At 61.2% G+C, this 25,836-nt stretch carries 27 protein-coding genes and 1 tRNA gene; 12 read left to right on the top strand and 16 right to left on the bottom strand.

The features are described from left to right. Nucleotides 1-93: 93 nt before the first annotated feature. Complete coding sequence (locus tag J5Y06_RS19140) at nt 94-1,671, bottom strand: trimethylamine methyltransferase family protein (RefSeq protein ID WP_209336803.1); 1,578 nt, start codon at nt 1,669-1,671, stop codon at nt 94-96. A gap of 245 nt (nt 1,672-1,916) precedes the next feature. Here J5Y06_RS19140 and J5Y06_RS19135 point away from each other — a divergent pair, with 245 nt between their 5' ends. Continuing rightward, nucleotides 1,917-2,615: a corrinoid protein gene (locus J5Y06_RS19135; protein ID WP_209336802.1), complete on the top strand. Its 699-nt coding sequence runs from the start codon at nt 1,917-1,919 to the stop codon at nt 2,613-2,615. Nucleotides 2,616-2,724: 109 nt separating this feature from the next. Here the strand turns inward: J5Y06_RS19135 and J5Y06_RS19130 are convergent, their stop codons facing one another. Next, the gene (locus J5Y06_RS19130; RefSeq protein WP_209336801.1) at nt 2,725-2,880 is read right to left on the bottom strand and encodes an entericidin domain-containing protein; all 156 of its coding nucleotides are present in this window, start codon (nt 2,878-2,880) and stop codon (nt 2,725-2,727) included. 57 nt (nt 2,881-2,937) lie between these two features. Between J5Y06_RS19130 and J5Y06_RS19125 the strand changes: the two genes are divergently transcribed. From J5Y06_RS19125 to pdxY, 7 genes are all read left to right on the top strand, one after another. Then, nucleotides 2,938-3,603, top strand: coding sequence for a DUF1638 domain-containing protein (locus J5Y06_RS19125; RefSeq protein ID WP_209336800.1), 666 nt, complete (start codon nt 2,938-2,940; stop codon nt 3,601-3,603). 124 nt (nt 3,604-3,727) lie between these two features. Next, nucleotides 3,728-4,390 (top strand): exopolysaccharide biosynthesis protein, encoded by a 663-nt coding sequence (locus J5Y06_RS19120; protein WP_209336799.1) that lies wholly within the window; start codon nt 3,728-3,730, stop codon nt 4,388-4,390. A gap of 101 nt (nt 4,391-4,491) precedes the next feature. Then, nucleotides 4,492-4,809, top strand: a complete 318-nt coding sequence (locus tag J5Y06_RS19115; RefSeq protein ID WP_209336798.1) for a virulence factor — start codon at nt 4,492-4,494, stop codon at nt 4,807-4,809. Then, nucleotides 4,806-5,660 (top strand): methylenetetrahydrofolate reductase, encoded by an 855-nt coding sequence (locus tag J5Y06_RS19110; RefSeq protein ID WP_209336797.1) that lies wholly within the window; start codon nt 4,806-4,808, stop codon nt 5,658-5,660. The genes J5Y06_RS19115 and J5Y06_RS19110 overlap by 4 nt, the downstream gene beginning before the upstream one ends. Before the next feature lie 42 nt (nt 5,661-5,702). Beyond that, on the top strand, nt 5,703-6,668 hold the full coding sequence (locus J5Y06_RS19105) for a methyltetrahydrofolate cobalamin methyltransferase (RefSeq protein WP_209336796.1): 966 nt from the start codon (nt 5,703-5,705) through the stop codon (nt 6,666-6,668). A 78-nt stretch (nt 6,669-6,746) separates the two neighbouring features. Next, nucleotides 6,747-8,798: an ASKHA domain-containing protein gene (locus J5Y06_RS19100; RefSeq protein ID WP_209336795.1), complete on the top strand. Its 2,052-nt coding sequence runs from the start codon at nt 6,747-6,749 to the stop codon at nt 8,796-8,798. 132 nt (nt 8,799-8,930) lie between these two features. After that, entirely contained in the window at nt 8,931-9,785 is an 855-nt protein-coding gene (pdxY, locus tag J5Y06_RS19095) for a pyridoxal kinase PdxY (RefSeq protein ID WP_209336794.1), read from the top strand. 2 nt (nt 9,786-9,787) lie between these two features. Here the strand turns inward: pdxY and J5Y06_RS19090 are convergent, their stop codons facing one another. After that, entirely contained in the window at nt 9,788-10,684 is an 897-nt protein-coding gene (locus J5Y06_RS19090) for a LysR family transcriptional regulator (RefSeq protein WP_209336793.1), read from the bottom strand. A gap of 116 nt (nt 10,685-10,800) precedes the next feature. Between J5Y06_RS19090 and J5Y06_RS19085 the strand changes: the two genes are divergently transcribed. The 4 genes from J5Y06_RS19085 (at nt 10,801) to J5Y06_RS19070 (ending at nt 12,621) form a co-directional block, all read left to right on the top strand. After that, nucleotides 10,801-10,959: a hypothetical protein gene (locus J5Y06_RS19085; RefSeq protein WP_209336792.1), complete on the top strand. Its 159-nt coding sequence runs from the start codon at nt 10,801-10,803 to the stop codon at nt 10,957-10,959. A 139-nt stretch (nt 10,960-11,098) separates the two neighbouring features. Continuing rightward, the gene (locus J5Y06_RS19080) at nt 11,099-11,245 is read left to right on the top strand and encodes a hypothetical protein (RefSeq protein ID WP_209336791.1); all 147 of its coding nucleotides are present in this window, start codon (nt 11,099-11,101) and stop codon (nt 11,243-11,245) included. 20 nt (nt 11,246-11,265) lie between these two features. Beyond that, nucleotides 11,266-11,403: a hypothetical protein gene (locus J5Y06_RS19075; protein ID WP_209336790.1), complete on the top strand. Its 138-nt coding sequence runs from the start codon at nt 11,266-11,268 to the stop codon at nt 11,401-11,403. Between the two features lie 279 nt (nt 11,404-11,682). Continuing rightward, a complete protein-coding gene (locus J5Y06_RS19070; RefSeq protein WP_245248132.1) occupies nt 11,683-12,621 on the top strand; it encodes a GlxA family transcriptional regulator in 939 nt (312 codons plus the stop codon). A 16-nt stretch (nt 12,622-12,637) separates the two neighbouring features. Here the strand turns inward: J5Y06_RS19070 and J5Y06_RS19065 are convergent, their stop codons facing one another. The 13 genes from J5Y06_RS19065 to J5Y06_RS19005 form a co-directional block, all read right to left on the bottom strand. Next, nucleotides 12,638-13,471, bottom strand: a complete 834-nt coding sequence (locus tag J5Y06_RS19065; protein WP_209336788.1) for a DUF1194 domain-containing protein — start codon at nt 13,469-13,471, stop codon at nt 12,638-12,640. Between the two features lie 84 nt (nt 13,472-13,555). Continuing rightward, nucleotides 13,556-16,117, bottom strand: a complete 2,562-nt coding sequence (locus tag J5Y06_RS19060) for a GcvT family protein (protein ID WP_209336787.1) — start codon at nt 16,115-16,117, stop codon at nt 13,556-13,558. Between the two features lie 184 nt (nt 16,118-16,301). After that, a complete protein-coding gene (locus J5Y06_RS19055; RefSeq protein WP_245248130.1) occupies nt 16,302-17,684 on the bottom strand; it encodes an aspartate aminotransferase family protein in 1,383 nt (460 codons plus the stop codon). A 111-nt stretch (nt 17,685-17,795) separates the two neighbouring features. Then, nucleotides 17,796-18,806, bottom strand: a complete 1,011-nt coding sequence (locus J5Y06_RS19050; protein ID WP_209336785.1) for an NAD-dependent epimerase/dehydratase family protein — start codon at nt 18,804-18,806, stop codon at nt 17,796-17,798. Beyond that, nucleotides 18,803-19,237: a DMT family transporter gene (locus tag J5Y06_RS19045; RefSeq protein WP_209336784.1), complete on the bottom strand. Its 435-nt coding sequence runs from the start codon at nt 19,235-19,237 to the stop codon at nt 18,803-18,805. The genes J5Y06_RS19050 and J5Y06_RS19045 overlap by 4 nt, the downstream gene beginning before the upstream one ends. Nucleotides 19,238-19,351: 114 nt before the next feature. Next, nucleotides 19,352-20,692: an FAD-binding oxidoreductase gene (locus tag J5Y06_RS19040; protein WP_209336783.1), complete on the bottom strand. Its 1,341-nt coding sequence runs from the start codon at nt 20,690-20,692 to the stop codon at nt 19,352-19,354. After that, nucleotides 20,689-22,128: a UbiA family prenyltransferase gene (locus J5Y06_RS19035; RefSeq protein ID WP_209336782.1), complete on the bottom strand. Its 1,440-nt coding sequence runs from the start codon at nt 22,126-22,128 to the stop codon at nt 20,689-20,691. The genes J5Y06_RS19040 and J5Y06_RS19035 overlap by 4 nt, the downstream gene beginning before the upstream one ends. 194 nt (nt 22,129-22,322) lie before the next feature. Beyond that, nucleotides 22,323-23,033 carry a nitroreductase gene (locus J5Y06_RS19030; protein WP_209336781.1) on the bottom strand — a complete coding sequence of 237 codons (711 nt, stop codon included), beginning with the start codon at nt 23,031-23,033 and terminating at the stop codon, nt 22,323-22,325. A gap of 225 nt (nt 23,034-23,258) precedes the next feature. After that, entirely contained in the window at nt 23,259-23,603 is a 345-nt protein-coding gene (locus tag J5Y06_RS19025) for a RidA family protein (protein ID WP_209336780.1), read from the bottom strand. Nucleotides 23,604-23,674: 71 nt separating this feature from the next. Beyond that, nucleotides 23,675-23,989, bottom strand: a complete 315-nt coding sequence (locus J5Y06_RS19020; protein WP_209336779.1) for a hypothetical protein — start codon at nt 23,987-23,989, stop codon at nt 23,675-23,677. A gap of 61 nt (nt 23,990-24,050) precedes the next feature. Then, nucleotides 24,051-24,461 carry a GtrA family protein gene (locus J5Y06_RS19015; protein ID WP_209336778.1) on the bottom strand — a complete coding sequence of 137 codons (411 nt, stop codon included), beginning with the start codon at nt 24,459-24,461 and terminating at the stop codon, nt 24,051-24,053. Then, nucleotides 24,458-25,435 (bottom strand): glycosyltransferase family 2 protein, encoded by a 978-nt coding sequence (locus tag J5Y06_RS19010; RefSeq protein ID WP_245248110.1) that lies wholly within the window; start codon nt 25,433-25,435, stop codon nt 24,458-24,460. The genes J5Y06_RS19015 and J5Y06_RS19010 overlap by 4 nt, the downstream gene beginning before the upstream one ends. 262 nt (nt 25,436-25,697) lie before the next feature. Beyond that, nucleotides 25,698-25,787 (bottom strand) — tRNA-Ser (locus tag J5Y06_RS19005). Nucleotides 25,788-25,836: the final 49 nt, after the last annotated feature.

The raw sequence follows: 25,836 nt of genomic DNA, 5'->3' as shown, positions 1-25,836 counted from the left end.
CGCGCAAGATCATTTCGGTTCGGAGAAGGCACTTCTCCAAACGTCGTGGTGGATCATGTTGGCCACTTTAGCCCGGCCTGACTCGGGCTCCTTTCAAGTGAAGGCGTCGGGCATCGACTCCTTCTTCTTGGCGATGAAGTCCTTCAAGCCGTCTGCAATGCCGGCATCCAGAGCTGGAGCCTCGTAGCTTTCCAGCCAGCGGCGCGCGAGCTCGTTTGCCCGTTGCGGAGCGGTCTTTTCGCCTTCGGCCAGCCACTGCTCGTAGGAATTGTTGTCGGCAATGCTAGACCGGTAGAACGCCGTCTGGAAATTCGCCTGCGTGTGGTCGCAGCCAAGGAAGTGACTGCCGGGGCCAACCTGACGGATGGCATCCATCGCCTGACCGTTTTCACTGAGGTCAACGCCTTCGGCCAGCTTCTGCGCCATGCCGAGCTGGTCCACATCCATCATGAACTTTTCATAACAGGATGCGAGGCCACCCTCGAGCCAGCCAGCCGAATGGAGCACGAAGTTGGTGCCGGCGAGCAGCGTCGAGTTCAAGGTATTGGCGCTTTCATAGGCTGCCTGCGCGTCCGGCACCTTGGAAGCGCAAAGCGATCCGCCGGTGCGGAACGGCAGGCCCAGACGGCGGGCAAGCTGTGCTGCGCCATAGGACACGAGCGACGGTTCCGGCGTTCCGAAGGTCGGCGCACCCGATTGCATGGAGATCGATGAGGCGAATGTGCCGAACAGCACCGGCGCACCGGGGCGCACAAGCTGCGTGAAGGAAGCACCGGCGAGCACCTCGGCCAGCACTTGCGTCAGCGTGCCCGCTACCGTGACCGGGCTCATCGCACCGGCCAGGATGAAGGGGGTGACGATGCAGGCCTGGTTGTTGCGTGCATAAACCTTGAGCGCGCCCAGCATGGTCTCGTCGAACACCATCGGCGAGTTGGCGTTGATCAGGTTGATGATCACCGTGTTGTTCTCAACGAACTCGTCGCCGAACAGGATCTTCGCCATGGCGACCGTGTCCTCGGCACGCTCAGGCGCCGTAACCGATCCCATGAACGGCTTGTCCGAAAGCGTCATATGCGCGTGGATCATGTCCAGGTGACGCTTGTTCACCGGAACGTCCACCGGCTCGCAAACCGTGCCACCGGAATGGTGGATGGACGGCGCCATGTAGGCGAGCTTCACGAAATTGCGGAAGTCCTCGATGGTCGCGTAGCGGCGATTGCCTTCCAGGTCGCGGACAAAAGGCGGTCCGTAAACCGGTGCAAAAACGGTGGCCTTGCCGCCGATCTGCACGGAGCGCTCCGGATTGCGGGCATGCTGCGTGAACTGCGAAGGTGCGGTCTTCAGAAGCGAGCGGCAGAGCCCGCGCGGGAAGTGCACTCTTTCGCCTTTGACGTCGGCGCCGGCATCCTTCCACATCGCAAGCGCTTCAGCATCGTCGCGAAAGTCGATGCCGATTTCTTCCAGCACCGTTTCAGCATTCTTTTCGATCAACGCCAGGCCTTCTTCGTTGAGGACCTCGAACACATTGATCTGGCGCTTGATGTAGGTGAGTTGCGTGCCCGGTCCGCCGCCCGTGCGTGCCGCCCGCCGCGCGGCAGCGCCGCCGCTGGCGCCCCGCCCACGACGCCCACCGCCGGGTGCTTCCTGCTCGATCGCAACTGAATCGCTCATCGTCTTTGTCTTTCCTGTCTGCGTCCTTGCTTGACGCCTTGAACCGGAGAGTAGTCAAGCACCTTCTCGGAAACGGTTTCCCAGCGCCAGCAGGTGTCGCAAAATCGACAAGGTAGTGATGCAGCCTTCAGTCGCTTTTCTTCTCGCCTGACGTCGCAAAATGGCTATGCCGTCGCGGCACTTTGAGGAATAAGCTAGCAGCGTTGCGCGTTGCTGATGGAGCAGCCGCAATTTGGGAGCCCCGCATGTCCGACGATGAAATCATCCTTTCAGAACTGTCCGACGATGAACTCGTCCAGCAGATGCATGACGACCTTTACGATGGCCTCAAGGAGGAAATCGAGGAAGGCACGAACATCCTGCTTGAGCGGGGCTGGGAGCCTTACAGAGTCCTGACCGAGGCGCTCGTGGAAGGCATGCGCATCGTTGGCGAAGACTTTCGCGACGGCATTCTCTTTGTTCCGGAAGTGCTGCTTTCAGCGAATGCCATGAAGGCCGGCATGTTCATCCTGCGGCCGCTTCTCGCCGCCACCAACGCGCCGAAGCAGGGCAAGATGGTGATCGGCACGGTGAAGGGCGACATCCACGACATCGGCAAGAACCTCGTCGGCATGATGATGGAAGGCGCCGGCTTCGACGTGATCGATCTCGGCATCAACAATCCGGTTGAGAATTACCTGAACGCGATCGAGGAGCATCAGCCTGACATCATCGGCATGTCGGCGCTGCTCACCACCACGATGCCCTACATGAAAGTCGTGATCGACACGATGAAGGAAAAGGGCATCCGCGACGACTACGTGGTTCTGGTGGGCGGTGCCCCGCTCAACGAGGAGTTCGGCAAGGCGGTTGGCGCAGACGCTTATTGTCGTGATGCCGCGGTCGCTGTTGAAACAGCGAAGGACTACATGAAACGCCGTCACAACGTCCACGCGTCTGCGTGAACGGGACCGCCAGGAAACGAAACAAAGGCCGCGACATCCATCGCGGCCTTTGTTTTAGTTGAACTGGCGGCGGCGGATCGCGGCGTCCAGTTCGCGCTTTCGTGTGTTCCTACTGGGCAGCCTTCGCAACGTTGGCACCGGCAGACTGCGTAGCGTTGACGGTATTTGCCGTGTCGGCACCAACGCCGCGGATCGTGTTGGCGCAAGCGGCGGAAAGAAGGGCAGCGCCCAAAACGGCGACGGTGGCAATACGCGAGTAGGTCATTGTTTGTCCCTCGAGTTGTTTTCGCTCCCACAACGGAAAGGTGCTACGATAGTTCCCATGCGGAAGCGTCGAACTGCAGAGAAAGAAGAAGCGGTCTCGACCACGGTCGATGGGAGCGCCGCGCCAACTGCTGACCGGCTGTTGGTGATCGCCTGCGGTGCGATTGCGCGGGAGGTGCTCGCGGTTCGTCAAACCAACGCCTTGGATCACGTGGACCTCACCTGCCTTCCTGCGATCTGGCACGTACAGCCAAACAAGATTGCGCCGGCGATACGTGAAGAGATCCGCAAGGCCCGAGAAAAGGGCTATCGCCGGATCTTCATCGGTTATGCGGAATGCGGAACACAAGGCGAGCTCGACAAGATCTGCGCGGAAGAAGGTGTCGAGCGCATAGCGGGTCCGCACTGCTATGCCTTCTTCACCGGCAACGACACCTTCATGGCGCGCATCGACGAAGAATTCACTGCCTTTTACCTGACCGATCTGATCACGCGCCAGTTCGAAGCCTTCGTCATCGAGCCGCTGAAACTCGAACAACATCCCGAGTTGCGTGACATGATCTTCGGAAACTACACGAAGGTGGTCTACCTCGCGCAAACCGAAGATGCCGAACTCCAGGCGAAAGCCCGGTGGGCGGCCGATTATCTGAAGCTCGACTACGAGTATCGCTTCACCGGTTATGGCGATCTCGTTCCGGCTTTGCAACGCGCCGCGGGTATCTGACCATCAAACAACCGGAATTCGCATATTCGACATCGAGGGATGCGAACAACCGCTGCCGGGCTGCGTTACAACCGTCATCTTAGCTTAACCGGCGGCGGCTAACACGGCGCGAGGGCAATTATCCATGATTGAAGACCGCGCTTTAAAGCCAGGCGTTCTTGGAACCGCTTCCGCTCCGGATGAGAACGAGCCGATGCGGCTGTCGCAGGTGTTTCGACGCCTGGCGGAAGAAGCCGAGCAGGACGTATCTGTGGAACGCATTCGCGACGCCCTGGGCGATCGCAGCTTTGCGGCCCTGCTCCTGTTTTTCGCTGCCGTAAACCTCCTCCCCCTGCCTCCCGGGACAACGTTGGTGCTGGGTTTGCCCCTGGTGATCGTGTCTGCCCAGATGGTTTGGGGCACAAAAATTGTTTGGCTCCCCCGCAGCATCCTGTCGCGCTCCGTGGGTGCGGAGCAGTTCCGGCAATTGGCGGAGCGCTTTATCCCTCGGCTGGTTTGGGTAGAGCGCTGGATCAAGCCACGCTATTGGCCGATGCCTGATCGCTACGACGAGCGTTTGATCGGTCTGCTCGCGCTGATCATGGGAACGCTGGTCACCCTCCCCATTCCGCTCGGCAACTGGTTTCCGGCCCTGACGATTGCTTTGTCGGCTCTGGCCTTGTCGGAACGCGATGGCGTTCTGTTGGGTCTGTCGCTGGTGATCGGCGTGTTTGCGGTTGTGCTTCTCGTCGCCCTGGCCGGAACGGTGACGGTCGCGCTGCAGGCCCTCGCCGGCTACATTTGGTAAGCCGCTTGACGCGCGTCGTTTTTGAATGCGGGCGCGTCGTCGCATAACAAGCAGCCGCCCCCCGCTTCCTGCAACGTCCGACCCAGTTCGGAGGACGCGGCATGGCCGATCTGGTGGTGGTTTACTGGCGGGACATTCCCGCCCAGGTGATTGTGAAAAAGGGGCGGCAAACCGCCAAGCGCGAGCTTTCCCTGCGCTTCACGGAAGCCATCGACATGTGCGCCATGCGCACCGGCGCCGGCGAAACGGACGCCTACCTCGCGGAATGGCGTCGCGGAACGCCGGAACCGGTTTCCGATGATCTAGAAGCGGAAGCCGACAAGGCTGCAGCCCACCTTGAAGCAGATTGGACCCGCGAACGCTTGGTCACGCTGGTGAAGGCCGGCGGCCGCGTTGACGCCATGGAGAACACACAATGAGCCGCCTGCCCGCTTCCATCGAAGTCGCTCCCAAGCAAGCAATCGAGTCTGCTGACCTCCCGGGACTGCTTCCGGCTGGCACCCGCGTGTACATCACCGACATCGGCACCGATCCAGCGGATGTACTGACCGCTGCCGCGCGCCGTGTTCATGATCTCGGCTACAAGCCGGTGCCGCACTTCGCGTCTCGCCGGTTGACGACACGAGCCGCGTTGGAAGACCGGGTGAAGCGTGCCACATCGGAAGCCGGTGTCACTGACGTGCTGGTGATCGGCGGCGGGCTTGATGCTCCGGCGGGCGAGTTCACATCGACGATGGACGTCTTGAACACGGGCGTTTTCGAAAGGCACGGCATCACCGCAATGGGCGTGGCGGGCCATCCTGAAGGCAGCCCAGACTTTTCGGAGCACACTGCAATTGAAGCGCTGCGGGAAAAGCAGGCTTTTGCGCGCCGCTCAGGCATCGATGTTCGCATCGTGACCCAGTTCGGCTTTGATGCGGATCGCTTTGCAGATTGGGCGGAGGGGCTCAAGAACAACGGCATCGACCTGCCCGTGCACATCGGCGTCGCAGGCCCTGCCAAGATCCCGACCCTCATCAAATACGCAGCCATGTGCGGCGTTGGTAATTCCATCCAGTTCCTGAAGAAGAATGCGATGTCGCTCACCGCGCTGGCGGTCGGCCATTCCCCCGAAGAGATCGTGAGTCCGCTCGAAAGGCGCGCGGCGCGCCCGCAGTCCCCGATCAGCCATATCCATGTCTTTCCCTTCGGCGGCTTGAAGAAGTCAGCCGAATGGCTTGCGGAGCGTGGCTCACTGGATATAAAGACATCTGCATATGCTTCTGCCTAAGATCATCGTCATCGCTCCGTCTCGAAAGCAAGGCTTCTCCTCATGACCCGCACGATCGTGGCCTCGGCTACCCGCGAAATCGTTATCGGCTTCGACCAGCCCTTCTGCGTGATTGGCGAGCGCATCAACCCGACGGGGCGCAAGAAGCTTGCAGCCGAGATGGTCGCCGGCAACTTCGAAACGGTGATCAAGGATGCGCTCGAGCAGGCAGCGGCTGGTGCAACCATACTCGACGTCAATGCCGGCGTCACAGCCGTTGACCCGAATGCCACCGAGCCGGCCTTGCTCGTGCAGACCCTTGAGATCGTCCAGGGTCTGGTGGACCTGCCGATCTCGATCGACAGTTCCGTGACGGCGGCAATCGAGGCCGCACTCAAGGTCGCCAAGGGCCGTCCGCTGGTCAACTCGGTAACCGGCGAGGAAGAAAAGCTCGAAGCCATTCTTCCGCTCGTGAAGAAGTACAATGTGCCGGTGGTCGCCATTTCCAACGACGAAACCGGCATCTCCATGGATCCCGATGTGCGCTTCGCTGTCGCCAAGAAGATCGTGGAGCGCTGCGCCGACCATGGCATCCCGGCTCACGACGTCGTTGTGGATCCGCTGGTCATGCCGATCGGCGCCCTCGGTGATGCCGGCCGCCAGGTTTTTGCCTTGCTGCGCCGGCTGCGCGAGGAGCTGAAAGTCAACACGACCTGCGGCTTGTCCAACATTTCCTTCGGCCTGCCGCACCGCCATGGCATCAATGCCGCATTCATCCCGATGGTGATCGGCGCAGGCATGACCTCCGCCATCATGAACCCCTGCCGTCCGCAGGAAATGGAAGCGGTGCGTGGCGCAAACGTCCTCGCGGGAACGGACGAGAACTGCACCACCTGGATCAAGACCTACAAGGACTACAAGCCCGGCGAACATGCGGCACCGGCGCCTGTTGCCGTGAATGCACCGGGTGAAGCCGCAGGTGGCGGCCGCCGCCGCGGCGGACGCGAGGCACGGATGAGCCGAGGATAACGCTCTTACGTTCCACATTCTTCGGCCCTCTCCAGGCACAGCCTGTAGAGGGCTTTCTTGCTTTGAAGTGACGCTGCCATGACCGCTTCCGATCCCCTCGTCCTGTTTATGCCCTCAGGCAAGCGCGGGAACTTTCCCCTCGGCACTCCGGTGATCGAAGCGGCACGCCAGCTCGGCGTGTATGTGGAGAGCGTTTGCGGTGGGCGCGCCACCTGCGGCCGGTGTCAGGTGGTCGTGCAGGAAGGCCATTTCGCCAAGCACAAGATCACCTCGTCCAACAGCCATATTTCGCCCAAGGGGCCGAAGGAAGAGCGCTACGAGCGGGTGCGCGGCTTGCTGGCGGATGGCCGCCGCTTGTCCTGCTCGGCCACGGTCCAGGGCGATCTGGTGATCGACATCCCACAGGAAACGGTGATCAACGCGCAGGTCATCCGCAAGGCCGCCGTGAACCGCATCATCGAGCGCAACCCTGCGGTTCAGCTCTGCTACGTGGAAGTTGATCAGCCCGACATGCACAAGCCGCTGGGCGATCTCGATCGCCTGAAAGTGGTGCTGGAAGCCGATTGGGGCTGGAAAGATCTTCTGGTGTCGCAGCACCTCCTGCCGGACGTCCAGAAGATCCTGCGCAAGGGCGAATGGGGCGTGACCGCCGCCATCCACCGCGACCTCGAAACCTCGCGCCCGACACTTATCGCGCTGTGGCCTGGTCTCAAGAACGAGGCCTATGGCATAGCCTGCGACATCGGCTCGACCACCATTGCCATGCATCTCGTTTCGCTGCTTTCGGGTCGCGTGGTTGCCTCGTCGGGAACGTCGAACCCCCAGATCCGCTTCGGCGAAGATCTGATGAGCCGTGTTTCCTATGTGATGATGAACCCGGACGGCCGTGAGGCGATGACCAAGGCAGTTCGCCAGGCAGTGAACGAGCTGACGGCCCAGGTCTGTGCCGAAAGTGGCGTCGACCGGCACGACATCCTCGATACGGTGTTCGTGGCAAACCCGATCATGCACCACCTGTTCCTGGGCATCGACCCGACCGAGCTGGGCCAGGCGCCCTTTGCGCTGGCGGTTTCGGGCGAAGTTCATACCTGGGCCAGCGAAATCAACCTCGATGTGAATGTGGGCGCGCGCGTTTACATCCTGCCTTGCATCGCGGGCCATGTGGGCGCGGACGCGGCAGGGGCGACCTTGTCCGAAGGTCCATATCGCCAGGACAAGATGATGCTGCTGGTGGACGTCGGCACCAACGCGGAGATCGTGCTCGGCAATCGCCAGCGGGTGGTTGCTGCGTCGTCGCCAACAGGTCCAGCCTTTGAAGGCGCGGAGATCTCATCCGGGCAGCGTGCCGCGCCCGGCGCCATCGAACGCGTGCGGATCGACCCAGCAACGCTGGAGCCAAAGATCAGGGTGATTGGATCCGACAAGTGGTCAGACGAAGAGGGGTTCGCCGAATCGGTGGCGGCCACCGGGGTCACCGGCATCTGCGGTTCTGCCATCATCGAAGTGGTGGCAGAAATGTTCCTGTCCGGCATCATCTCCGAAGATGGCGTGGTGGATGGCGCCCTTGTGGAGCGCAGCGCCCGCATTCTGTCGAATGGCCGCACCTTCTCCTACCTGCTGCATGACGGCAGCCCCCGCATAACCGTTACCCAGAACGACATCCGGGCAATCCAGCTGGCGAAATCCGCGCTTTACGCGGGCGTGAAACTCCTGATGGAAAAGCAGGGGGTGGACCATGTCGACACGATCCGCTTTGCCGGCGCGTTCGGGTCGTTCATCGATCCGAAATACGCAATGGTTCTTGGCCTGATCCCGGATTGCGATCTGGCAGAGGTGAAGGCGGTTGGGAATGCGGCTGGCACCGGGGCTCTGATGGCGCTTTTGAATCGAGATCACCGCCGCGAGATTGAATCTACTGTGAAGCAGATCGAGAAGATCGAAACGGCGCTTGAGCCGAAGTTCCAGGAGCACTTCGTTTACGCCATGGCGCTGCCGAACAAGGTTGATAGCTTTCCAAAGCTTGCCGAGCAGGTCCAGCTTCCGCCACGCAAGGTGCTTGCCGAGGCAGGCGCTGGTGAGGGTGGCGGGCGCCGTCGTGGCCGCGAGGGCCGGCGCGGCAGAGAAGGCTAGGCAGCCGTCCCGCTGCTCCCGATTGCCTTCCGTCGCGACGCAGCGCGACGGCTGGCGCAATGCCGTTCCCTTGCATCAAACAAGCGCCGTGGTTAGCACACCCGGGTGCGTCCAAGCCTTGAAAGCGCTGCCATGAACATCTTGTCGATTCAATCCTGGGTATCTTACGGCCACGCGGGCAATGCTTCGGCGGTTTTTCCAATGCAGCGGATGGGCATTGAGGTCTGGGCCGTCAACACGGTGCAGTTTTCCAACCACACCGGCTATGGCGCGTGGCGCGGCCAGGTTTACACCGGCGACAGCGTGCGCGAACTGGTGGACGGCATCGAGGAGCGTGGCGCGCTTTCTCGCTGCGATGGTGTGTTGTCAGGCTACATGGGCGATGCCGGCATCGGTGAAGCCGTGCTTCATGCCGTGGCGCGCACCCGGCTCGCCAACCCCGGAACCCTTTATTGCTGCGATCCGGTGATTGGCGACGTGGAGCCGGGCATCTTCGTCAGGGCGGGAATCCCTGAATTCATGCGCGAGCGCGCAGTTCCGGCGGCAGACATTGTCACCCCCAACCAGTTCGAGCTTGAGCTTCTCACGCAGCTCCCCGTTCGGAACTCACGCGATCTCGCTCGTGCGGTTTCCGCGCTCCACAAGATGGGGCCCAAGATCGTGATGGTCACCAGCGTGCAGCTCGATGATACCCCTAACGACGCGGTGGATATCGTTGTATCGGCCGGTGATGCACCGATGCGGGTGCGCACGCCCCGGCTGCCGATCAGCCCCAACGGCGCCGGAGATGCGGTCGCGGCACTCTTTTTCGCGAAGTTCCTCAAGGAGAGGTCTGCGGAAGCAGCTCTCGCCCATGCGGCCGCAGCCACCTACGGCCTGCTCAAGAAAACCGTGGAAGCCGGCTCTTACGAAATCCTGACCGTGGCGGCTCAGGACGAGTTTGTAGCTCCGACCCAGCACTTTCCGGTCGAGCACCTTTCGGCCTGAGATCAGAACTTCCCCGTTTCACGAAACATCTCGAATGTCGCACGGATGTGGTCGGCTGCGGCACGCACGGGCGCAGACGCGTCGGGAACGAGCATCATCGCAAGGTTGTAATGGGACAGCTCCGGCAGTCCGTCCCTGGTGCCGAGCGCAACGATCTCGTCACCGATGAACGATTTGGGCAACGGAGCGACGGCCAGATCAGATAGGATCGCCGCCCGCTGGCCCGCCGTATGCGCGCTCATATACGCAACGCGGTAGTTGCGGCCGGCCTTCCCCAGCGCGTCCAGGGCATCGGCGCGCCACACACACCCTTCTTCCCACAAGGAAACAGGAAGCGGATCGCGAAGATGCGCGGTGCCACCTCGCGCACCGCCCCAGATGATCGGCTCGGTCAGCAGGATCTCTGCGCCCGCGGGTGCGTCACGGCACACGGTGAACAAGGTGATGTCCAGTTGCCGCTCCGCCATGCGCCGCTTCAGGTTCGAAGACATGTCGATCGTCACATCCACCGCAACGGAGGGATGCGACTGGGCAAAGCGCTTCAAGACCTGCGGCAGCACACGTTCGCCGTAGTCGTCGGGTGAACCGAGCCTCACAACGCCGCTGATGTCAGGCATCACGAACTTGGCGATCGCTTCACGATTCAATGCCAACAAGCGTCGCGCATAGCCAAGCAGCATCTCGCCATCGGCAGTGAGCGAGACCGAGCGGGCGTCGCGATTAAAAACCTGCCGCCCCAGGATGTCTTCCAGCTTCTTGATCTGCATCGACACGGCCGAAGGTGTCCGGAACACCGCATTGGCCGCAAGCGTGAAGCTGCCTGTCTCAGAGATTGCAACGAAGGTCCGCAGGATATCGAGTTCAAGCAAAGGCAGAGGATGGTTCAAGGGGGCATTCATCGATCAGATTTCCTGAACTGAAACATCATGTGAATTCGTTAGATTGAACACCAACCGCGCTCTACAGTCAATCTCATGAAGCCGATGGTGGTTTCAATTGAAGAAGGAAAACGACAATGCGCTTCTTTGAAGAAGCTTTTCGCGCCTACCAGCGCTATCGCCGTCAAGCCCGCACCGAACGGCTGATCGGCGCGATGCCTTTGGAAATCCGCAAGGACATCGGATGGCCGGATCGCAACGAACGGATCAAGATCCGGCACAACCAAGAGTATTGAGATTGAACACCGCGTCGAAGTAAACTCCGCCCTCTCCGGCGGGGTTTCTCTTAGTGGCAGTGCCTCTCTCGTGGGGCACAACAAGCTTGACGTGCTTTGTCGGCGCGGATCGGAGGCTCAAGGAGCGGCTTCAAGGAGGTTGCCAGAACGCGACAAGATCCATGTCGCATTTGCTGCGTCGCACTTCGCTTTCGCCGCTGCAAAACAGGCAGCGGATGCCTATATCGAGGGCATCGACGGCCTGCCGGCCTGCCCGAACCAAAGTCAGCAACGGCACACCGTGTAATCACGCATGGAACAAGTGTCATGAAGCTCATCAGCCGCATCTTCGCCAATCGTCGTCATCGCAACATGGTCACCGTGATGGAGCGCGAACGCTTCAACCGCACCATGCCGGGCCAAACGGCCGCCATGGTCGGCGCGAGGCTTGGCTTCCTCGTTTAAGCAACGAGGCACTCCAACAAGACCGTAAATTCCGCTCGGCAGCGGCGGTTGCGCTTGTCTTTTCAAGCACGACGTCCATCTGCCGACCACATCAGTGGTGCTCATGGTTCCGCCATGATTTTGCGGTTGACGTGAGGGAACAACGGCCCCCTAATGGCCTCCACAGCAAGCGTTGAGACTTGCGGGGGAACTTAGCGGCATCTGCGGGAGACTACCTACGTGTCGGCAAAACAGGCGATCAAGCGTTCGATTGTCTTCTTTCTGGTGCCCGATTTTACGATGATCGCCTTTGCGACGGCCGTTGAGCCGTTGCGGTCGGCGAACCGGATGCTCGGCTACGAGGCCTATAAGTGGCGTCTTGCCAGCGCTGACGGCAAGCCCGTGCGCGGCTCGAACTACGTTGAAATCGCCGTCGATACGTCGCTCGAAGACGAGCGCAAGAAGATGGCAGGCCCGGATCGTCCATCGATGGTGATCGTTTGCAGCGGCATCAACATCGAGACCTACCAGAACAGGTCTGCCTTCGCCTGGCTGCGGGAAGAATACAATCGCGGCGTGGCGATCGGTGGGCTTTGCACCGGCGCTCATGTTCTTGCCTCCGCTGGGCTCCTTGCCAACAAGCGTTGCGCAATTCACTGGGAAAACCTGCCGGGCTTCTCCGAAGCGTTTCCGAAGGCCAATGTTTTCGCCGATCTCTTCGAGGTCGACGGCAACATCTATACTTGCGCGGGCGGAACAGCCGCGCTGGACATGATGCTGAAGCTCATCGGCGACGATTTCGATGAGACGCTGGTCAACCGCATCTGCGAGCAGGTGCTGACGGATCGCGTACGCAGCCCGACGGATCGCCAGCGCTTGCCGCTCCGGGCACGCCTTGGCGTCCAGAATGCCAAGGTTCTTTCCATCATCGAACTCATGGAAGCGAACCTGTCGGAGCCTCTGTCGCTGATCGAGATCGCCGACGACGTCGACCTGTCGCGCCGCCAGATCGAGCGTCTGTTCCGCCAGGAAATGGGCCGCTCCCCTGCCCGCTATTACCTCGAGATCCGGCTCGACCGAGCGCGCCACCTCTTGATCCAATCGTCGCTCCCCGTGGTGGAAGTCGCCGTGGCCTGCGGGTTCGTGTCGGCGTCGCATTTCTCGAAATGCTATCGCGAGCTTTACGCCCGTTCTCCGCAACAGGAGCGCGCCGATCGCAAGCAGTTGCTGGCGGCTTGAACCGCCGGCAAAGGCGTCACGGCGTGGTCCAGTTCCAGCGCCGGCTGTTCCACTGCTTTTCGCCGATCAGGCAATCATAAGGCTGTTCGCCTGCGGCCAGCACCAGGGGCAAGTCGCCTCCTTCCGGCCTGCGTCCCGCGAGTTCCAGAACCAGCTTGCGCCGAATTGCCTCGGGAAACTGCGTCCAATCATTCACCGGGACCATAAAGGCACCCGGCCCGCCGATCACGCACTCCCGATAATAGAGGTCGAGGTTGGCAATGTCGAAACCGCCGCTGAAGCCGCTGGAGGTCATCAAGGGTAAGCCGTTGATTGTGATCCCATCCGCGGTTAGCGCATCCCGGACCGAGACAACAGGAACGCCCTGGTTGTTCGGCCCATCCCCCGAGATGTCGATCACGCGCTTCAAGCCTTTGAAATCGCTTTCCGCAAAAAGATCTGCAGCGAAGGCTAGCGCTCCGGAGATGGAGGTGCGGCGCGCGCTGTAAGGCGGGCGCGCTGTAAGCCGCGCGACGAAGGCCCTTGCATCCTCTTTCGAAGCAATCACCGTCCACGGAACGATCACGCGTTGCGTGGTGTCGCCCGCCCACTCGAAATAGGTGACGGCAATGCGGCCGTGCACGCCATCGCGGATCGCCTGCAGCACAGCGTCGTGAGTCAGCGCTTCCACATAGCCGCGACGCTGGATGTCGAGTTCCATCGGCGACATGGACAACGAGACATCCACGGCCAGAACCAGTTCGACATCCACGGGTTCTGCCGCAGCAACCGGGAAACACGAAAAGATCCCGGCAGCGAAGGCTGCGAAAAGCTTTGTCACTCCCGATCGCGCAACCGGCCAACACCGCATGACGGCAATGATACGCCGCTTGCGTCGATGCGAAAGCCGAGAAGATGGCAGTGCCGCTCACGTTCCCGCGAGCGGCGCGGGGCTTCAGCTGCGCGGTTTCAGGTTCTCCGGGTCGTACAGCGCCTTGTAGCCAACCGCCGCCACTTCGACCGGATAGGTTTCACCGAAATACTCGACACTCAGTTTGCGGCCTTCCTGCGCATAGGCATGCGGCAGGTAAGCAAGCGCAATGTTCTTGCCCAGTGTTGGGCCGTAGGCCACTGAAGTGGTGAAGGAGCGCCGTCCGAGCTCGTCCACCAAAACCTCGCCAGTGTCCGGATCCATTACTGGCATGATGCCGACGGGATAACGTGCAACGCCCTTGGCGTCGGTGTTCTCCGTCATCACCAGCGTGCAAAGCATGGCCGGCTGATGATCGCGGGAGCGATATTCGAGATGCTTTGCCTTGCCCACGAAGTCCGCTTCCTTGACCTTCGGACGGGCAAGATCGGCTTCCAACAGGTTGTATTCGGTCAGGAGATCCGCGTTCTGCAGGCGCAGGCTTTTTTCCATGCGGCGCGTGTTGGCATAGGTCTCGACACCGAACGGCATCACGCCGGTGGAGCGCAGCGCGTCCCAAACGGCCAAGCCGTCGTCGTAGCGCATGTGCAGTTCCCAGCCCTGCTCCCCGACATAGGAGATGCGGAAGGCGGTGACGTCCACGCCGCCGATCTTGATCGGCTTGATGGCGGCAAAGGCAAAGTTCTCCGGCTCCAGACCGGCCGGATCCTCAACGACCTTCTGCAAGGTCGTGCGGGCGTTAGGCCCCCAGATGCCGATCGTGACGAACTTCTCCGTGACGTCGGTGATGGTGACGTCGAAGCCCTTATCCTGGGCGACACGCTTCATGTAGTTGAAGTCGCGCGGACCGGCATCGGCACCGTCCACCAGTCGGCAGCGATCCGCCATGCGGATCACCGTGAAGTCGGCGCGCACCATGCCTTCCTCATCGAGGAAGTGCGTGTAGATGCCCTTGCCGATGTTGTTGTCGCCACCGATCTTGGCTGCACACAGATATTCCAGCAGCGCCACGTGATCCGGCCCTTCGATGTCATACATCGAAAAATGCGACAGGTTCACGATGCCGACATCCTCGCTCATGGCGAGATGTTCGGCATTGGACACACGGTGAAAGTGGCGGTTGTCCCATTCGTTCTCGCGAACGGGAACGCGGTTGCCGTACTTTTCCAGGAGAGGCTCGTTGGCGGCATAGCCGTGGGCGCGCTCCCAGCCGCCGAGTTCCATAAAGTAGCCGCCGAGTTCCACTTCCCGCTCGTAAAACGGCGAGCGCCGAACACCGCGCCCTTTGGAGAACGGCTCACGGGGATGAACGGCCGGATTGTAGACCTTCATCGCCGTTTCGGTGCAGCGATCCCAGATATACTGTTCCTGCGTCTGGTGCGGGTAGAAGCGGGCGTAGTCGATCTGGTGATGGTCGATTTCCGTGCGGCCGTCCGTCATCCAGTCAGCGATGAGCTTGCCCATGCCCGGGCCGTCCTTGACCCAGATGCCAACGGCATACCAGAGCCCGCGCACCTTCTGGCTTTCGCCCATGGACGCGCCGCCATCGGTCGACACCTGAAGGAGGCCGTTGAAGGAATGGCTTTCGTTGTAGCCGAGTTCTGCCAGGATCGGCGTAAGCTCCATGGCGCGTTCGAGCGGCGCCATGATCTGTTCCATGTCAAGGTCGCGCTGCGAAGGCGAAAGCCGCGACTCCTTCTTCGACAGGATGTCGCGCGGATGAACGAGGCGCGGATTGTGCTCCTCGTAGTAGCCCCATTCGATCTGCCCGCCTTCAGCGGTTTTCGGATCGCCCGTGTCGCGCATGTAAGCGGAATTGCCCTGATCGCGCATCAGCGGCCAGCCGATCTCCTTCCCGGTGCCGGCAAACTCGTTGTACGGCCCGAAGAAGGTGAGCGGATGGTCGATCGGCATGATCGGCAGGTCTTCGCCCGCCAGCGCGGCGGTCAAGCGACCCCAGATGCCGGTGCAGACCACGACATGATCAGCCATAATCGTGCCGCGGCTCGTCACCACGCCCTTGATGCGGCCGTTCTCGATCACGAGGTCGGTGCATTCGGTGTTGGCGAAGGCGTGCAGCTTTCCCGCCGCCACGCCTTGGTCGACAAGCTTGCCGGCAACCGTCTGGCTGCGCGGAATAACGAGCCCTGCATCCGGGTCCCACAAGCCGCCCTGAACAAGGCTTTCCTCGATGAGTGGGAACTTTTCCTTAATCTCGGCAGGCTCCATCAGCCGCGCCCGGGTGCCGAACGCCTTGCCGGAGGCCACTTTGCGCCTGATCTCGTCCATGCGCGCGTCGTCGCCGACACGCGCCACCTCGATGCCGCCGACGCGGGCGTAGTGGCCCATCTTTTCGTAGAAATCGACGGAATAAAGCGTTGTCCAGCACGACAGGAAATCGTGGCTCGTCGCGTAACAGAAGTCGGAAGCATGGGCGGTGGAGCCAACATCGGTGGGAATGCCGGACATGTCGATGCCGACGATGTCGTCCCAGCCGCGCTCGATCAAGTGGTGCGCGATAGACGCACCCACGATACCGCCCAACCCGATGATGACGACCTTCGCCTTCGCCGGAAACGCTGCCATTGCCTGTACCCCACCACTGATTTGCGGCGCAGACTATAGAGCCGCAGGGGCGATTTGCAGCCTGTTTGCGACACCGCAAAAACGCGCCGCGACGGATGCAACGCCACCTGCCAGAATTGACAGCACGACGCGCAGCGGCAAGCCACGCGTCGTGCAACAAATCAGGGCTGAGTTCCCTGGTACGTCAGCCCATCTGGCTTTTCACGAAGTCTTTGACGATCGCCACGATGCCGCGGCCAAGCAGGTCGTCTAGCGTGGCGATGAAGGTGTCGACATGCTCTGCGGTGCAGATCAGTGGCGGTTCAAGACGAATGACGTTGCGGTTGTATTCAGTGAAAGCAACCAGCACGTCGTAATCGCGCAGGAGCAGCGCTCCGACAAACCCCGACAGGGAGCCCTTCAGCTTGTCGTCCAGCATGGCAACCATGGGCCGCAGCACCATCGGCAGCGTTTGGCTGAAGTCCTGGAATTCAAGGCCAACCATAAGGCCCTGCCCGCGAACTTCCTTGATGATCTTGGGGTATTTGGCTTGCAGCGTTTGCAGCCGCTCCAGGAGATACGCGCCCGTTGAAGCCGCGTTGTCGATCAGGCCTTCGTCGTAAAGCACGTTCAGTGCCTCGATCGAGGTGACGCAGGCTTCTCCCATGCCGCCAAACGTCGCCGGCGCATGGATCATCGCCGTTTTTGGTGTGCCGTAAGCCTTGGTGAAGACCTCGCGGCGGGCGATCATCGCGCCCATGGCTGTCTTGCCGCCGCCGAGCGACTTCGCCAGTGCGGTGACATCCGGCACCACGCCATGATGCTCGAAGGCATAGAAGCGGCCGGTGCGGCCATAACCGCACTGCACTTCGTCCGCGACCCATAGCACGCCGTATTTGTCGCAAAGCGCGCGCAGCTTCCGCCAGAACTCGGTAGGGGCCGTGATGATGCCGCCGCCGCCCTGGACGGTCTCCAGCACGATGGTGCCGATTGCCGGATCCGAGCGGAAGGCGTGCTCGATAGCATCAATGTCGCCGAACGGCACCCGCACCGTGTTTTCCACCAACCGGAACTCGCCCCGGTAAAGCGAGCCATCGGTGATGGAAAGAACGCCCTTAGTTTTGCCGTGGAAGGAATTTTCGGCATACACAACCTTCGGCTTGCGCGGTCCGGCAGCGCGCTCGGCAACCTTGACGGCCGCCTCCATCGCTTCCGAACCGGACGAGCCCAAGAACACCATGTCGAGATCGCCCGGCGAGCACGCCGCCAGGTTGTGCGTGAACGCCGCCTGATACTGCGACATGAAGGCGATAGCGATCTCGTGGCGCTTTTCTTCCTGGAAGCGCTTGCGGGCTTCAAGAAGGCGCGGATGGTTGTGACCGAAAGCCAGCGACCCGAAGCCGCCAAAGAAGTCGAGGATCTTTCGGCCGTTCTGGTCGATGTAATGCATGCCTTCGGCACGCTCGACCTTGATCTTGTGGAAGCCGAGCAGCTTCATGAAGTGCAGCTGGCCCGGGTTCATATGCGCCTTGAACAGGTCGGTCATGCGGGCGACATCCATCGCCTTGGCTTCTTCCACCGTGATCATGTTCGGCTTTGGCAGCGCCTGCGGGGCCAGTGTCGGCGCGTCAATGAAGGCGCGCGTCGGTGTTGCGGGCGTGATTGGTTCAGGACGAGTCATGACGTTCATGGAACTTTCCTATTCCGCCGGCACATGTTCGGCATGGGAGACGGCTTGGCCGTCCTTCTTGGCGCGGTATTCGCGGTAAGCGGCGATCAGCATGTCCTCGTCCCGATACTGCGGCACCCAGCCGAGGTCGCGCTTGCCTTTGGACACGTCGAGCACGCATTCCTCATCCGCGATGAGGTATTGTTCAGGATCCATCAGCGGCTTGTTCAGGGCATCAAGGAAGTCGAGCGTCCGCTTCACGGCCCAGCCCGGCGTCGGCACCAGGATGGACTTCGAGCCGGCATGCTTGATCAGGTCTCCGAGCAGCCTGCGAACCGGCGGCGGGTTGAGCGAGCCGAGATTGTAGGCCTCGTTCGGAACGCCGGCCTTCCAGGCCAATCGCGCGGCTTCGGCGCAGTCAAAGACGGAAATAAACTGGTAGGGGTTCTTGCCCGAGCCGATCATCGGCACCGGCAGGTTGGCGTCGATCAGCTTGAACAGCTTTTCCAGGATTCCGAGACGTCCTGGGCCAATAATCAGGCGCGGACGGAACAAGGAGATCCGCATGCCGCGCTTGCGCCATTCGGCGGCCAGTTCCTCCGTCTTCCACTTGGACAGGCCGTATTCACCGAGCGGTGCGACGGGATGATCTTCGGTCATCGGCGTCGTCACCGTATGGCCGTAGATCATGTCGGTGGTGAAATGCACGAGCTTCGGCGCACCGGCCCGATCCATAGCCTCGATGATGTTTTCCGCCCCGTGGTAATTCACTGGAAAAAAGAAGTCGTGGCGCTTGGCGCGCACCTGGATCGGCGACAGCATCTTGGCCGACAGGTTGTAGACCATGTCGTCGGCCGTGACGCCGACCGCGGCAACGGAGGCCTTGTCGGTGACGTCGCAGTGGATGTGACGAACGGCGCCGTAATGCCCCAGCGGACTCCGGGCAATGTCGGCGACGATCACCTCCTCGCCTTCCGCCACGAGTTTCGGTGCAAGGTGGCGGCCGACGAATCCGTCGCCGCCGAAGATGATGTGTCTCATCGGGCTAGCTCGCTTGTCTTGATATCGGAAGATGGGATGGGCTCGGCGACAACTTCATGGCCGCTGCCGCCTTGAGCGATCAGGATGGTACCGACGCAGATCGCGGCAATGCCGGCGATGCGCCAGGCGTTCAGGTCCTCGCGAAACACGAAGTAGGCGAAGATGGCCACGGCGACATAGGCCAAGCTGAGAAACGGATACGCAAAGGAAAGCTCCACCTTCGACAACACGAAGAGATGCGAGGCCATGGAGATCACGAAGGTGCAAAGGCCGAGAAACACCCAGGGACTGAACACGATCTGCAGGATCTTGAAGATCGGGTTCACGCCTGCAAACGACAGCGGTCCGAGCGTCATCATGCCGTGCTTCAGCATAAGCTGTGCCGCCGCGTTGGTCAGAACCGTAAAGAGAATGAACCCGATATATTTCATGCACCCACTCCGAAGGGAGTTTCTGTCCTACACCAACCGCCGAAACCTTCAGTGAAGCGGCTCGTGATAATTGAACCAATTCGGTTAGTTATTCTGCCAACCTGATTCTGAGCGTCAGGCAGCCGCGGCCCACTGCCCCGGCTCCAGCGCAAGCGCCGTGCGCCGCCAGAAGTCAGACAGAAAGGCGGGATCACGCTCTGCTTCCAGTTGGCGCCAGTGGGGAAAGGATCGCTCAAACGTCGCAGCGCTCATGCGCGCGTCCTTGTAAGGGTTCACCGCGCCACCTGCGCCGACCGTGATGGCGTCCAACCGATCAAACAGCGCGAGCGTGGATGCTCCGGCGTTTGGAAAGTCCAGGGTCAGCGTGTAGCCGGGGCGCGGAAACGACAGCACGCCCGGTGACTTGCGCGGACCGAAGCGCTTCAACACGGTCAGGAACGACGCATGCGCGGCATCCCGTCCTGCCTGGAGCAAAGCGGGGACGGCCTCCCGCGCGGCCTCTTCCGGCACCACGCTCTGGTGCTGGAGCAATCCGCGGGGACCATACAGGCGGTTCCAGTTGCGCACGCCGTCGAGCGGAAAGAAATAGCTCTGATAGCTCACGCGGGAGTGGGTCTTGCGCGCCTGCATCCAGCCATAGGCCGCGTTGAAGGCGGAGATGAAGGGCCGGTTGAGGACGCTGAATGGCGGTTGCACCGGCACGCCGAGCGTTCGGCCGTGTTCGCTGGTTGCGAAATCACCGTCGTTCGCATGGTTTCCGGCAAGAAGCACGCCACGTCCCGCCTGCTTGCCGCGCGCAAGCTGATCGATCCATGCCACCGCATAAGTGTTATTGCGGTCCGCTTCGGCAGCCAGATCGAAATAGTGGTCGAGACCGGAAAAACGCGTGGCGGTTTGCTCAACACCGAGCGAGCGCACCCGCATCAGCCGGATCGTGGCCGAAAGGATCAGGCCGGTCAGCCCCATGCCGCCTATTGTCGCCTTGAAGAGCTCGCCATTGGCTGTCGCGCTGCATTCGCGGATCACTCCGTCCGAGCGCAACAACGTGAAGCTCTCGACGTGGCAGCCGAATGTGCCGCTGCCGTGGTGGTTCTTGCCGTGGATGTCGTTTGCGATCGCGCCGCCCAAAGTGACGAACTGTGTACCCGGCACCACAGGCGGGAACCACCCGGATCCGGCACAATGCGCAATGACGTCGCTCAGGAGAACGCCGGCTTCCGCTTGGAACAGGCCAATTTCGGGGTCAAACCGGAGGATCCGGTTTGCCGCCTGCATATCGACCAGCGTGCCACGATCATTCAGGCAACTGTCTCCATAAGAACGGCCATTGCCGAAGGCCAGCAGGCTTCCGTTGGCGACCTGCCCTCCCTTGAGGCGGGCCACTGCCTGTGGTGGCAGGATGGTGCTGCGCGGTTGGTCGGAAGGCAGCCCGAAGCTGCGCAAGCGCTCGCTCATGGCAAAACAACCGCGATCAGGATCAGGATCAGGCCAAGGGCCGCCATCAGCTGGGAGCGCCAGTCGGTGATGATGAACACCACAGGATCGTCATGCATCTCATCGCGACGGGCCAGGATCCAGATGCGCATGATCATGTAAAGCACGATGGGCGCCAGCGGCCACATGACGTAGGGATGGTTGTACTGCTCGCTGACCGCGCTGCTGTCGATATAAAGCGCCATCACCACCACGGCGGCAAAGGCAGCGCCCATTCCTGCCTGCGCAATTACGTCCTGGTCCTCGGGGCGATAGCCGCGCCCGGCAATCCGCTGCTTGGCGTCGGAAACGGTCGACCGCAATTCGACGTAGCGCTTCACCAGCGCCAGGGACAAGAAGAAGAAGATGGAAAACGCCAGGAGCCAGAAGGACGGCTCGATGTCCGTGGCCGCCTGTCCGGCCAAAACCCTGATCGTGTAAAGGCCCGCCAGCGTCAGGACGTCGATCAGCAGCATGCGCTTGATGGAAAACGTATAGGCCGTGGTGGTCACCAGATACGTGCCGATCACCAGCCAGAACAGGGGCGGCAGAAAGGCCGCCGTGACAACGCTGATCACCAGAAGGAGCCCGGAACAGGCAAAGCCGAACGGCATGGACAGAAGGCCGCTTGCAAACGGCCGATGCCGTTTCGTCCTATGCTGACGGTCGAGCGCGAGATCGAAAAAGTCGTTGATGATGTAGATGGCCGACGCAGCCGCGCTGAACGACACGAAGGCGATCACGCAGGCAAGCACAGCGCGCGGGTTCTGGTATTCATGCGCCAGAAGCAGCGGCACGAAGATCAGCCCGTTCTTTAGCCACTGATGCACCCGCAGCATTTTCAGGACGGTCTTCGCGGTTGGTTTGGGTGTGTCAATCAGCTCGCAACCATGGGCAAGCTGCCAGCGCGACGCGTGGCGATCCGGTGCAATCACGATTGCCTGCCGCGCGGCGTCAAAAAGCGCAACGTCGTGGCGGCTGTTGCCAATATAATCGAAGCCCCCGTCCCCATAGGTCGCGGTCAGGGCTGCCACCTTGTTCTTGGACGTCAGGTTGTGCAGCCCCTCGGTGGCCAGAACGGCATCGAAAAGGCCGAGATGCTCTGCGATGGCAGTGGCAAACTTCTTGGGGGTTCCTGTCGCAAGAACGACGCGCCGACCCGCTGCCTGTTCGCGTGCGATCCGCTCAAGCACTTCCGGACGGTAGGGCAGAGACGCGGGGTCGATTTCGACGCGCTTGGCAATCTCATGCTTCAAGCGGGCGGGTCCGGCAAAAACCCAGAACGGCACCAGGAACAAGTAAAGGGGGTTCTTCCGCAAAAGAAGGAACAAGCCCTCCCAAAGTAGATCGGTCGCGATCAGCGTTCCGTCTAGATCGACTGCCAGCGGAATGGCGGAAACATCGGAACGTACATCCATCCTGAGCCTGCCCTGCGACTTCGCTTGCTTGATAGGCATCAGCATTAAGCAGCAAAGTGGTGGCGGAGCGTTAAGACAGCGCCGAAAGTCGACCTCCGGCCGCGCGTTGTTGCTCGCAGGCTTAACAGCCCGTAACCGCGTTCAGCGGCATTTTATCTGATCGAGTACCAGGTGGCGGGAAGCGGCCGCGCCGGTCACTCCACGAAGGTGACCCATTCCTCCAAAGGCGCCCGCTCCGTCCGGAAGTTGTTTTCCGGCCGCGTTTCGTCCTCATAGCCCAAGGCCATTCCGCAAACGAGGATCTCCTCGTCCGGAATTCCGAGAATCGGTCGGATCGCGGCGTGATACGGAGCGAAAGCAGCCTGCGGGCAGGTGTGAAGGCCCCGTGCCCGCGCGGCGATCATCACGGTCTGCAGCATCATGCCGTGGTCGAGCCAGGAACCCTGGTTCAGGCGACGGTCGATCGTGAAGAGAATGCCAACGGGAGCGTCGAAAAACACGAAGTTGCGGTCATGCTGTGCCCGCATCTTTTCCACTTCCCGCCGTTCGATGCCCAGCGCATTGTAAAGCGCGAAGCCAACGGTTCTGCGCCGCGTCAGGTAGGGCTCGAAGAATTTGTCTGGATAATAGCGATATTCTTCCCACTTGATCTTTTCTGCCCGAACGCCGGAATTCTCGATCGCGTCGGCAATGGCAGCCTTTGTCTTGCCTTGAACCACATAGGCCTTCCACGGCTGCATGTTGGTTCCTGACGGCGCGCGGGCGCCTAGTTCCAGGATCTCCCGGATCAAGTGCGGTTCAACGGGTCTGGGCAGGAAAGCGCGCACGGAGCGCCGCGAGCGAATTGCTTCGTCGATCAGGTCCGTTTCGGAGCGATCATCATTCTGCAGATTGGGCGCAAGCATCGCCTTGTCTCCCGCGATTCGTCTTGCCGATCCTCGTGGCGCTGAAAGGCTCGCTTCGCATAGAAGGCCAAAGCAGGCAATGAAGCACCTTGTTCATCGCACTGCTTCTGCTCGCACTTTTCGTGACAGAGCTGAAATCTTGAGTGGCTGGTGACTGCCGTTGCTCGGGGCAAAGAAGGTCACCGGCAGGCAGGAAGCGCGGCCTGTGCCGCGCTTCGCAATGCCTTAAACGGCAGCGACGATGATGATCTCGACCTTGTAATCGGGTGTGGCAAGCTTGGCTTCGCCCGTGGCGCGCGCCGGTGCGTCCTTGCCGCCGATCCATGCGTCCCAAACGGCGTTCATCTCGGCGAAATCGGCCATGTCGGCCAGCCAGATCTGGGCTGAAAGGAGCTTCGACTTGTCGCTGCCGGCGTCCTTCAGAAGCGCCTCGATCGAGCGCAGGATCGCCTGAGTCTGGGCCGTTACGCTTTCGCCCGGCGCGCCGACCTGGCCCGCCAGGTAAACGGTGTTGTTGTAGATCACCGCCTGGCTCATGCGAGGCCCGGCTTCGATGCGGCGAATGGTCATGAAGAACTCCTGCGTTGATGCAACAGAAGGCTCCTTACCCAATCAACCGCCCCTGCGATACCGCTCTCCGATCAATCGCGGTCAGGAAAATAAAGGTTCCAGCTTTCGCAGGTGTAGCCTACGAGACATCGTTTGTCGGCGGTGTCGGTATAGGCCGGGTGCAACTCGTCTTCGCCGGCGTCGCAGAAGCGCTTGTCGCTGACGAAGCGCTGGTAGGTCCTCGGGCCCGTGGTCGCGACCACCGCACCGGCTTCCGCGACGAGGCGCTGGGCCTGCTGACAACTCATCCGCGTGACATCAGGGCGCTGTGCTGCTGCAGCCGCTGTTGAGATCAAGGCCAGCCCCGCGATTATCACGGTGCGGCAGCCTGTAACTTTGGTTCCCATGAGGATGGCTCCCATCTTCAACTGGTCACCCAACCAGCGAAACGGCCCAAGGATCCAGGAATTAGACGCGAAGGTCGCGAAACACCCAAAGCCTGGAAAGAAGGAAGGTGATGGCGGGAACGCTGCCCACCGCCAGCCCAAGCACCAGCCAGTCCGACCCATCAGTCAATCGGGTGAGAACAAGAAGAATAGCCTGCCCGATCAGAAAACCTGTTGCGGCTGTCACGGCAAAGCGCGGCAAGCGCTGTCGGTGCCGCCGGTGTTCGCCTTTGACCTGGAAGGTGAAATGCACATGTCCGCCATACGATACGAAAAAGGCGACGATGAAGCCGACCGGATTGGCCCAGGTGACGGGAAGAGACTGCGCCGCCAGAAGCGCAACGCAGTAATGGGTGAGCGTTGCCGCAAGGCCCACGGCAGCGAAGGCCAGCATCTGCCGCGGCAGGCTTGACGAAGCCAAGGCGTTGCTCACGACTGCGCATCCTTTTCTGGCGCGAAGCCGTACAGCGCTGCCGTCAGGTAGATGGGCCGGTGCTTGGTTTCGGAATAGATGCGCCCGAGATATTCGCCCATGATGCCGAGCCCCATCAACTGCATGCCGCCCAGAAACAGCATCACGGTCAGCTGCGACGCGTAGCCTGGCACTTCAATGCCAAAGATCAGGGTCTGCCCGATGATGATCAGGCCGTAGATAAAGGAAACGGTCGCAACGAAAACGCCGAAATAGCTCCAGATTCGCAGCGGAAGCGTGGAAAACGAGGTGATCCCGTCGAGCGCGAAGTTCCACAACCGCCAGTAATTGAACTTGGTAGTGCCGGCCTGCCGCACCGGTCGCTCGTAGTCCACGGTAGCGGTCGGGAAGCCGACCCAGGCAAACAGCCCTTTCATAAAGCGGACGCGCTCCGGCAGCTGCTGCAGCGCAGCCACGACGCGTTTGTCCATCAAGCGGAAGTCGCCCACGTCCGCCGGGATCTTGGATGGGCTGATGCTGTTGAACACGCGGTAGAACTGTCCGGCCGAAACCCTTTTGATGGCCGTGTCGTCGAAGCGCGACACGCGCCGCGCCACCACGACATCATAGCCCTGCCGCCACAGATCAACCATCTCGCCCAGAAGCTCCGGCGGATCCTGCAGGTCGACATCCATCACCGCGACCATGTCGCCGCGTGCATGGTCGAGCCCGGCCGTCATGGCCGCTTCCTTGCCGAAGTTGCGGGTGAGATCCACCACCTTGGCGCGGCGGTCGGCGCGATGCATTTCCAGGAGCTTTGCCAGGGTGCGGTCGGAGCTTCCATCGTTCACGAACACAATTTCCCAGCGCACGAGGAGCGTTTCGAGAAACGGCACGATCGTGGTCCAGAAATGACCGAGCGCATCGTCCTCGTTGAAGCACGGCACCACGATGGACAAGGTTGGCGGTTCGGTTCCGACCGCTCTTGGAAGCAAGGCCTGCTGCACGTTGCCCCGATAACAAGGTTGCCGATGCGGACTGCTGCAAAGGTTGCGCTGCCCGGTTCTCCCTAGCATCTGGCACCCGACGGGTGAAGATTGCCGTAACAAAAAGGACCGGATCGTTCACTCTTGCCGTGACTGAAGCGGCAGGGATCGCAGAGTTCGGGTTCCGCTAATCCGCTGTACCCGGAAAAGGTTCATCCCGCGGAGCGCACGCTGGAGCGGCCGATCATCGATGATGCTTGAAACCGGCTGGTGGCGGAGAGGAAGGGATTCGAACCCTCGAGAAGCTTTCACCTCTACGCCCTTAGCAGGGGCGCGCCTTCGACCACTCGGCCACCTCTCCGTCGATTGCCCGCATAAAGAAAACGCCGGCTACAATCAATGGAGAAGGC

Origin of the sequence: Tianweitania sediminis (assembly GCF_017813335.1) — a bacterium.
Classification (GTDB): Bacteria; Pseudomonadota; Alphaproteobacteria; order Rhizobiales; family Rhizobiaceae; genus Tianweitania; species Tianweitania sediminis.
The sequence above is the reverse complement of the archived record's forward strand: the minus strand, read 5'-3'. Positions and strand labels throughout refer to the sequence as shown.

What these genes read in the sequence shown, in the direction of transcription:
- J5Y06_RS19085 (WP_209336792.1), top strand. Translation starts at nt 10,801, where the DNA reads ATGCGCTTCTTTGAAGAAGCTTTTCGCGCCTACCAGCGCTATCGCCGT.
- J5Y06_RS19040 (WP_209336783.1), bottom strand. Translation starts at nt 20,692, where the DNA reads ATGAGCGAGCGCTTGCGCAGCTTCGGGCTGCCTTCCGACCAACCGCGC.
- J5Y06_RS19025 (WP_209336780.1), bottom strand. Translation starts at nt 23,603, where the DNA reads ATGACCATTCGCCGCATCGAAGCCGGGCCTCGCATGAGCCAGGCGGTG.
- J5Y06_RS19140 (WP_209336803.1), bottom strand. Translation starts at nt 1,671, where the DNA reads ATGAGCGATTCAGTTGCGATCGAGCAGGAAGCACCCGGCGGTGGGCGT.
- J5Y06_RS19045 (WP_209336784.1), bottom strand. Translation starts at nt 19,237, where the DNA reads ATGAAATATATCGGGTTCATTCTCTTTACGGTTCTGACCAACGCGGCG.
- J5Y06_RS19105 (WP_209336796.1), top strand. Translation starts at nt 5,703, where the DNA reads ATGACCCGCACGATCGTGGCCTCGGCTACCCGCGAAATCGTTATCGGC.
- J5Y06_RS19110 (WP_209336797.1), top strand. Translation starts at nt 4,806, where the DNA reads ATGAGCCGCCTGCCCGCTTCCATCGAAGTCGCTCCCAAGCAAGCAATC.
- J5Y06_RS19135 (WP_209336802.1), top strand. Translation starts at nt 1,917, where the DNA reads ATGTCCGACGATGAAATCATCCTTTCAGAACTGTCCGACGATGAACTC.
- J5Y06_RS19115 (WP_209336798.1), top strand. Translation starts at nt 4,492, where the DNA reads ATGGCCGATCTGGTGGTGGTTTACTGGCGGGACATTCCCGCCCAGGTG.
- J5Y06_RS19050 (WP_209336785.1), bottom strand. Translation starts at nt 18,806, where the DNA reads ATGAGACACATCATCTTCGGCGGCGACGGATTCGTCGGCCGCCACCTT.
- J5Y06_RS19030 (WP_209336781.1), bottom strand. Translation starts at nt 23,033, where the DNA reads ATGCTTGCGCCCAATCTGCAGAATGATGATCGCTCCGAAACGGACCTG.
- J5Y06_RS19035 (WP_209336782.1), bottom strand. Translation starts at nt 22,128, where the DNA reads ATGGATGTACGTTCCGATGTTTCCGCCATTCCGCTGGCAGTCGATCTA.
- J5Y06_RS19075 (WP_209336790.1), top strand. Translation starts at nt 11,266, where the DNA reads ATGAAGCTCATCAGCCGCATCTTCGCCAATCGTCGTCATCGCAACATG.
- J5Y06_RS19125 (WP_209336800.1), top strand. Translation starts at nt 2,938, where the DNA reads ATGCGGAAGCGTCGAACTGCAGAGAAAGAAGAAGCGGTCTCGACCACG.
- pdxY (WP_209336794.1), top strand. Translation starts at nt 8,931, where the DNA reads ATGAACATCTTGTCGATTCAATCCTGGGTATCTTACGGCCACGCGGGC.
- J5Y06_RS19060 (WP_209336787.1), bottom strand. Translation starts at nt 16,117, where the DNA reads ATGGCAGCGTTTCCGGCGAAGGCGAAGGTCGTCATCATCGGGTTGGGC.
- J5Y06_RS19055 (WP_245248130.1), bottom strand. Translation starts at nt 17,684, where the DNA reads ATGATCACGGTGGAAGAAGCCAAGGCGATGGATGTCGCCCGCATGACC.
- J5Y06_RS19090 (WP_209336793.1), bottom strand. Translation starts at nt 10,684, where the DNA reads ATGAATGCCCCCTTGAACCATCCTCTGCCTTTGCTTGAACTCGATATC.
- J5Y06_RS19020 (WP_209336779.1), bottom strand. Translation starts at nt 23,989, where the DNA reads ATGGGAACCAAAGTTACAGGCTGCCGCACCGTGATAATCGCGGGGCTG.
- J5Y06_RS19065 (WP_209336788.1), bottom strand. Translation starts at nt 13,471, where the DNA reads ATGCGGTGTTGGCCGGTTGCGCGATCGGGAGTGACAAAGCTTTTCGCA.
- J5Y06_RS19130 (WP_209336801.1), bottom strand. Translation starts at nt 2,880, where the DNA reads ATGACCTACTCGCGTATTGCCACCGTCGCCGTTTTGGGCGCTGCCCTT.
- J5Y06_RS19070 (WP_245248132.1), top strand. Translation starts at nt 11,683, where the DNA reads ATGATCGCCTTTGCGACGGCCGTTGAGCCGTTGCGGTCGGCGAACCGG.
- J5Y06_RS19120 (WP_209336799.1), top strand. Translation starts at nt 3,728, where the DNA reads ATGATTGAAGACCGCGCTTTAAAGCCAGGCGTTCTTGGAACCGCTTCC.
- J5Y06_RS19100 (WP_209336795.1), top strand. Translation starts at nt 6,747, where the DNA reads ATGACCGCTTCCGATCCCCTCGTCCTGTTTATGCCCTCAGGCAAGCGC.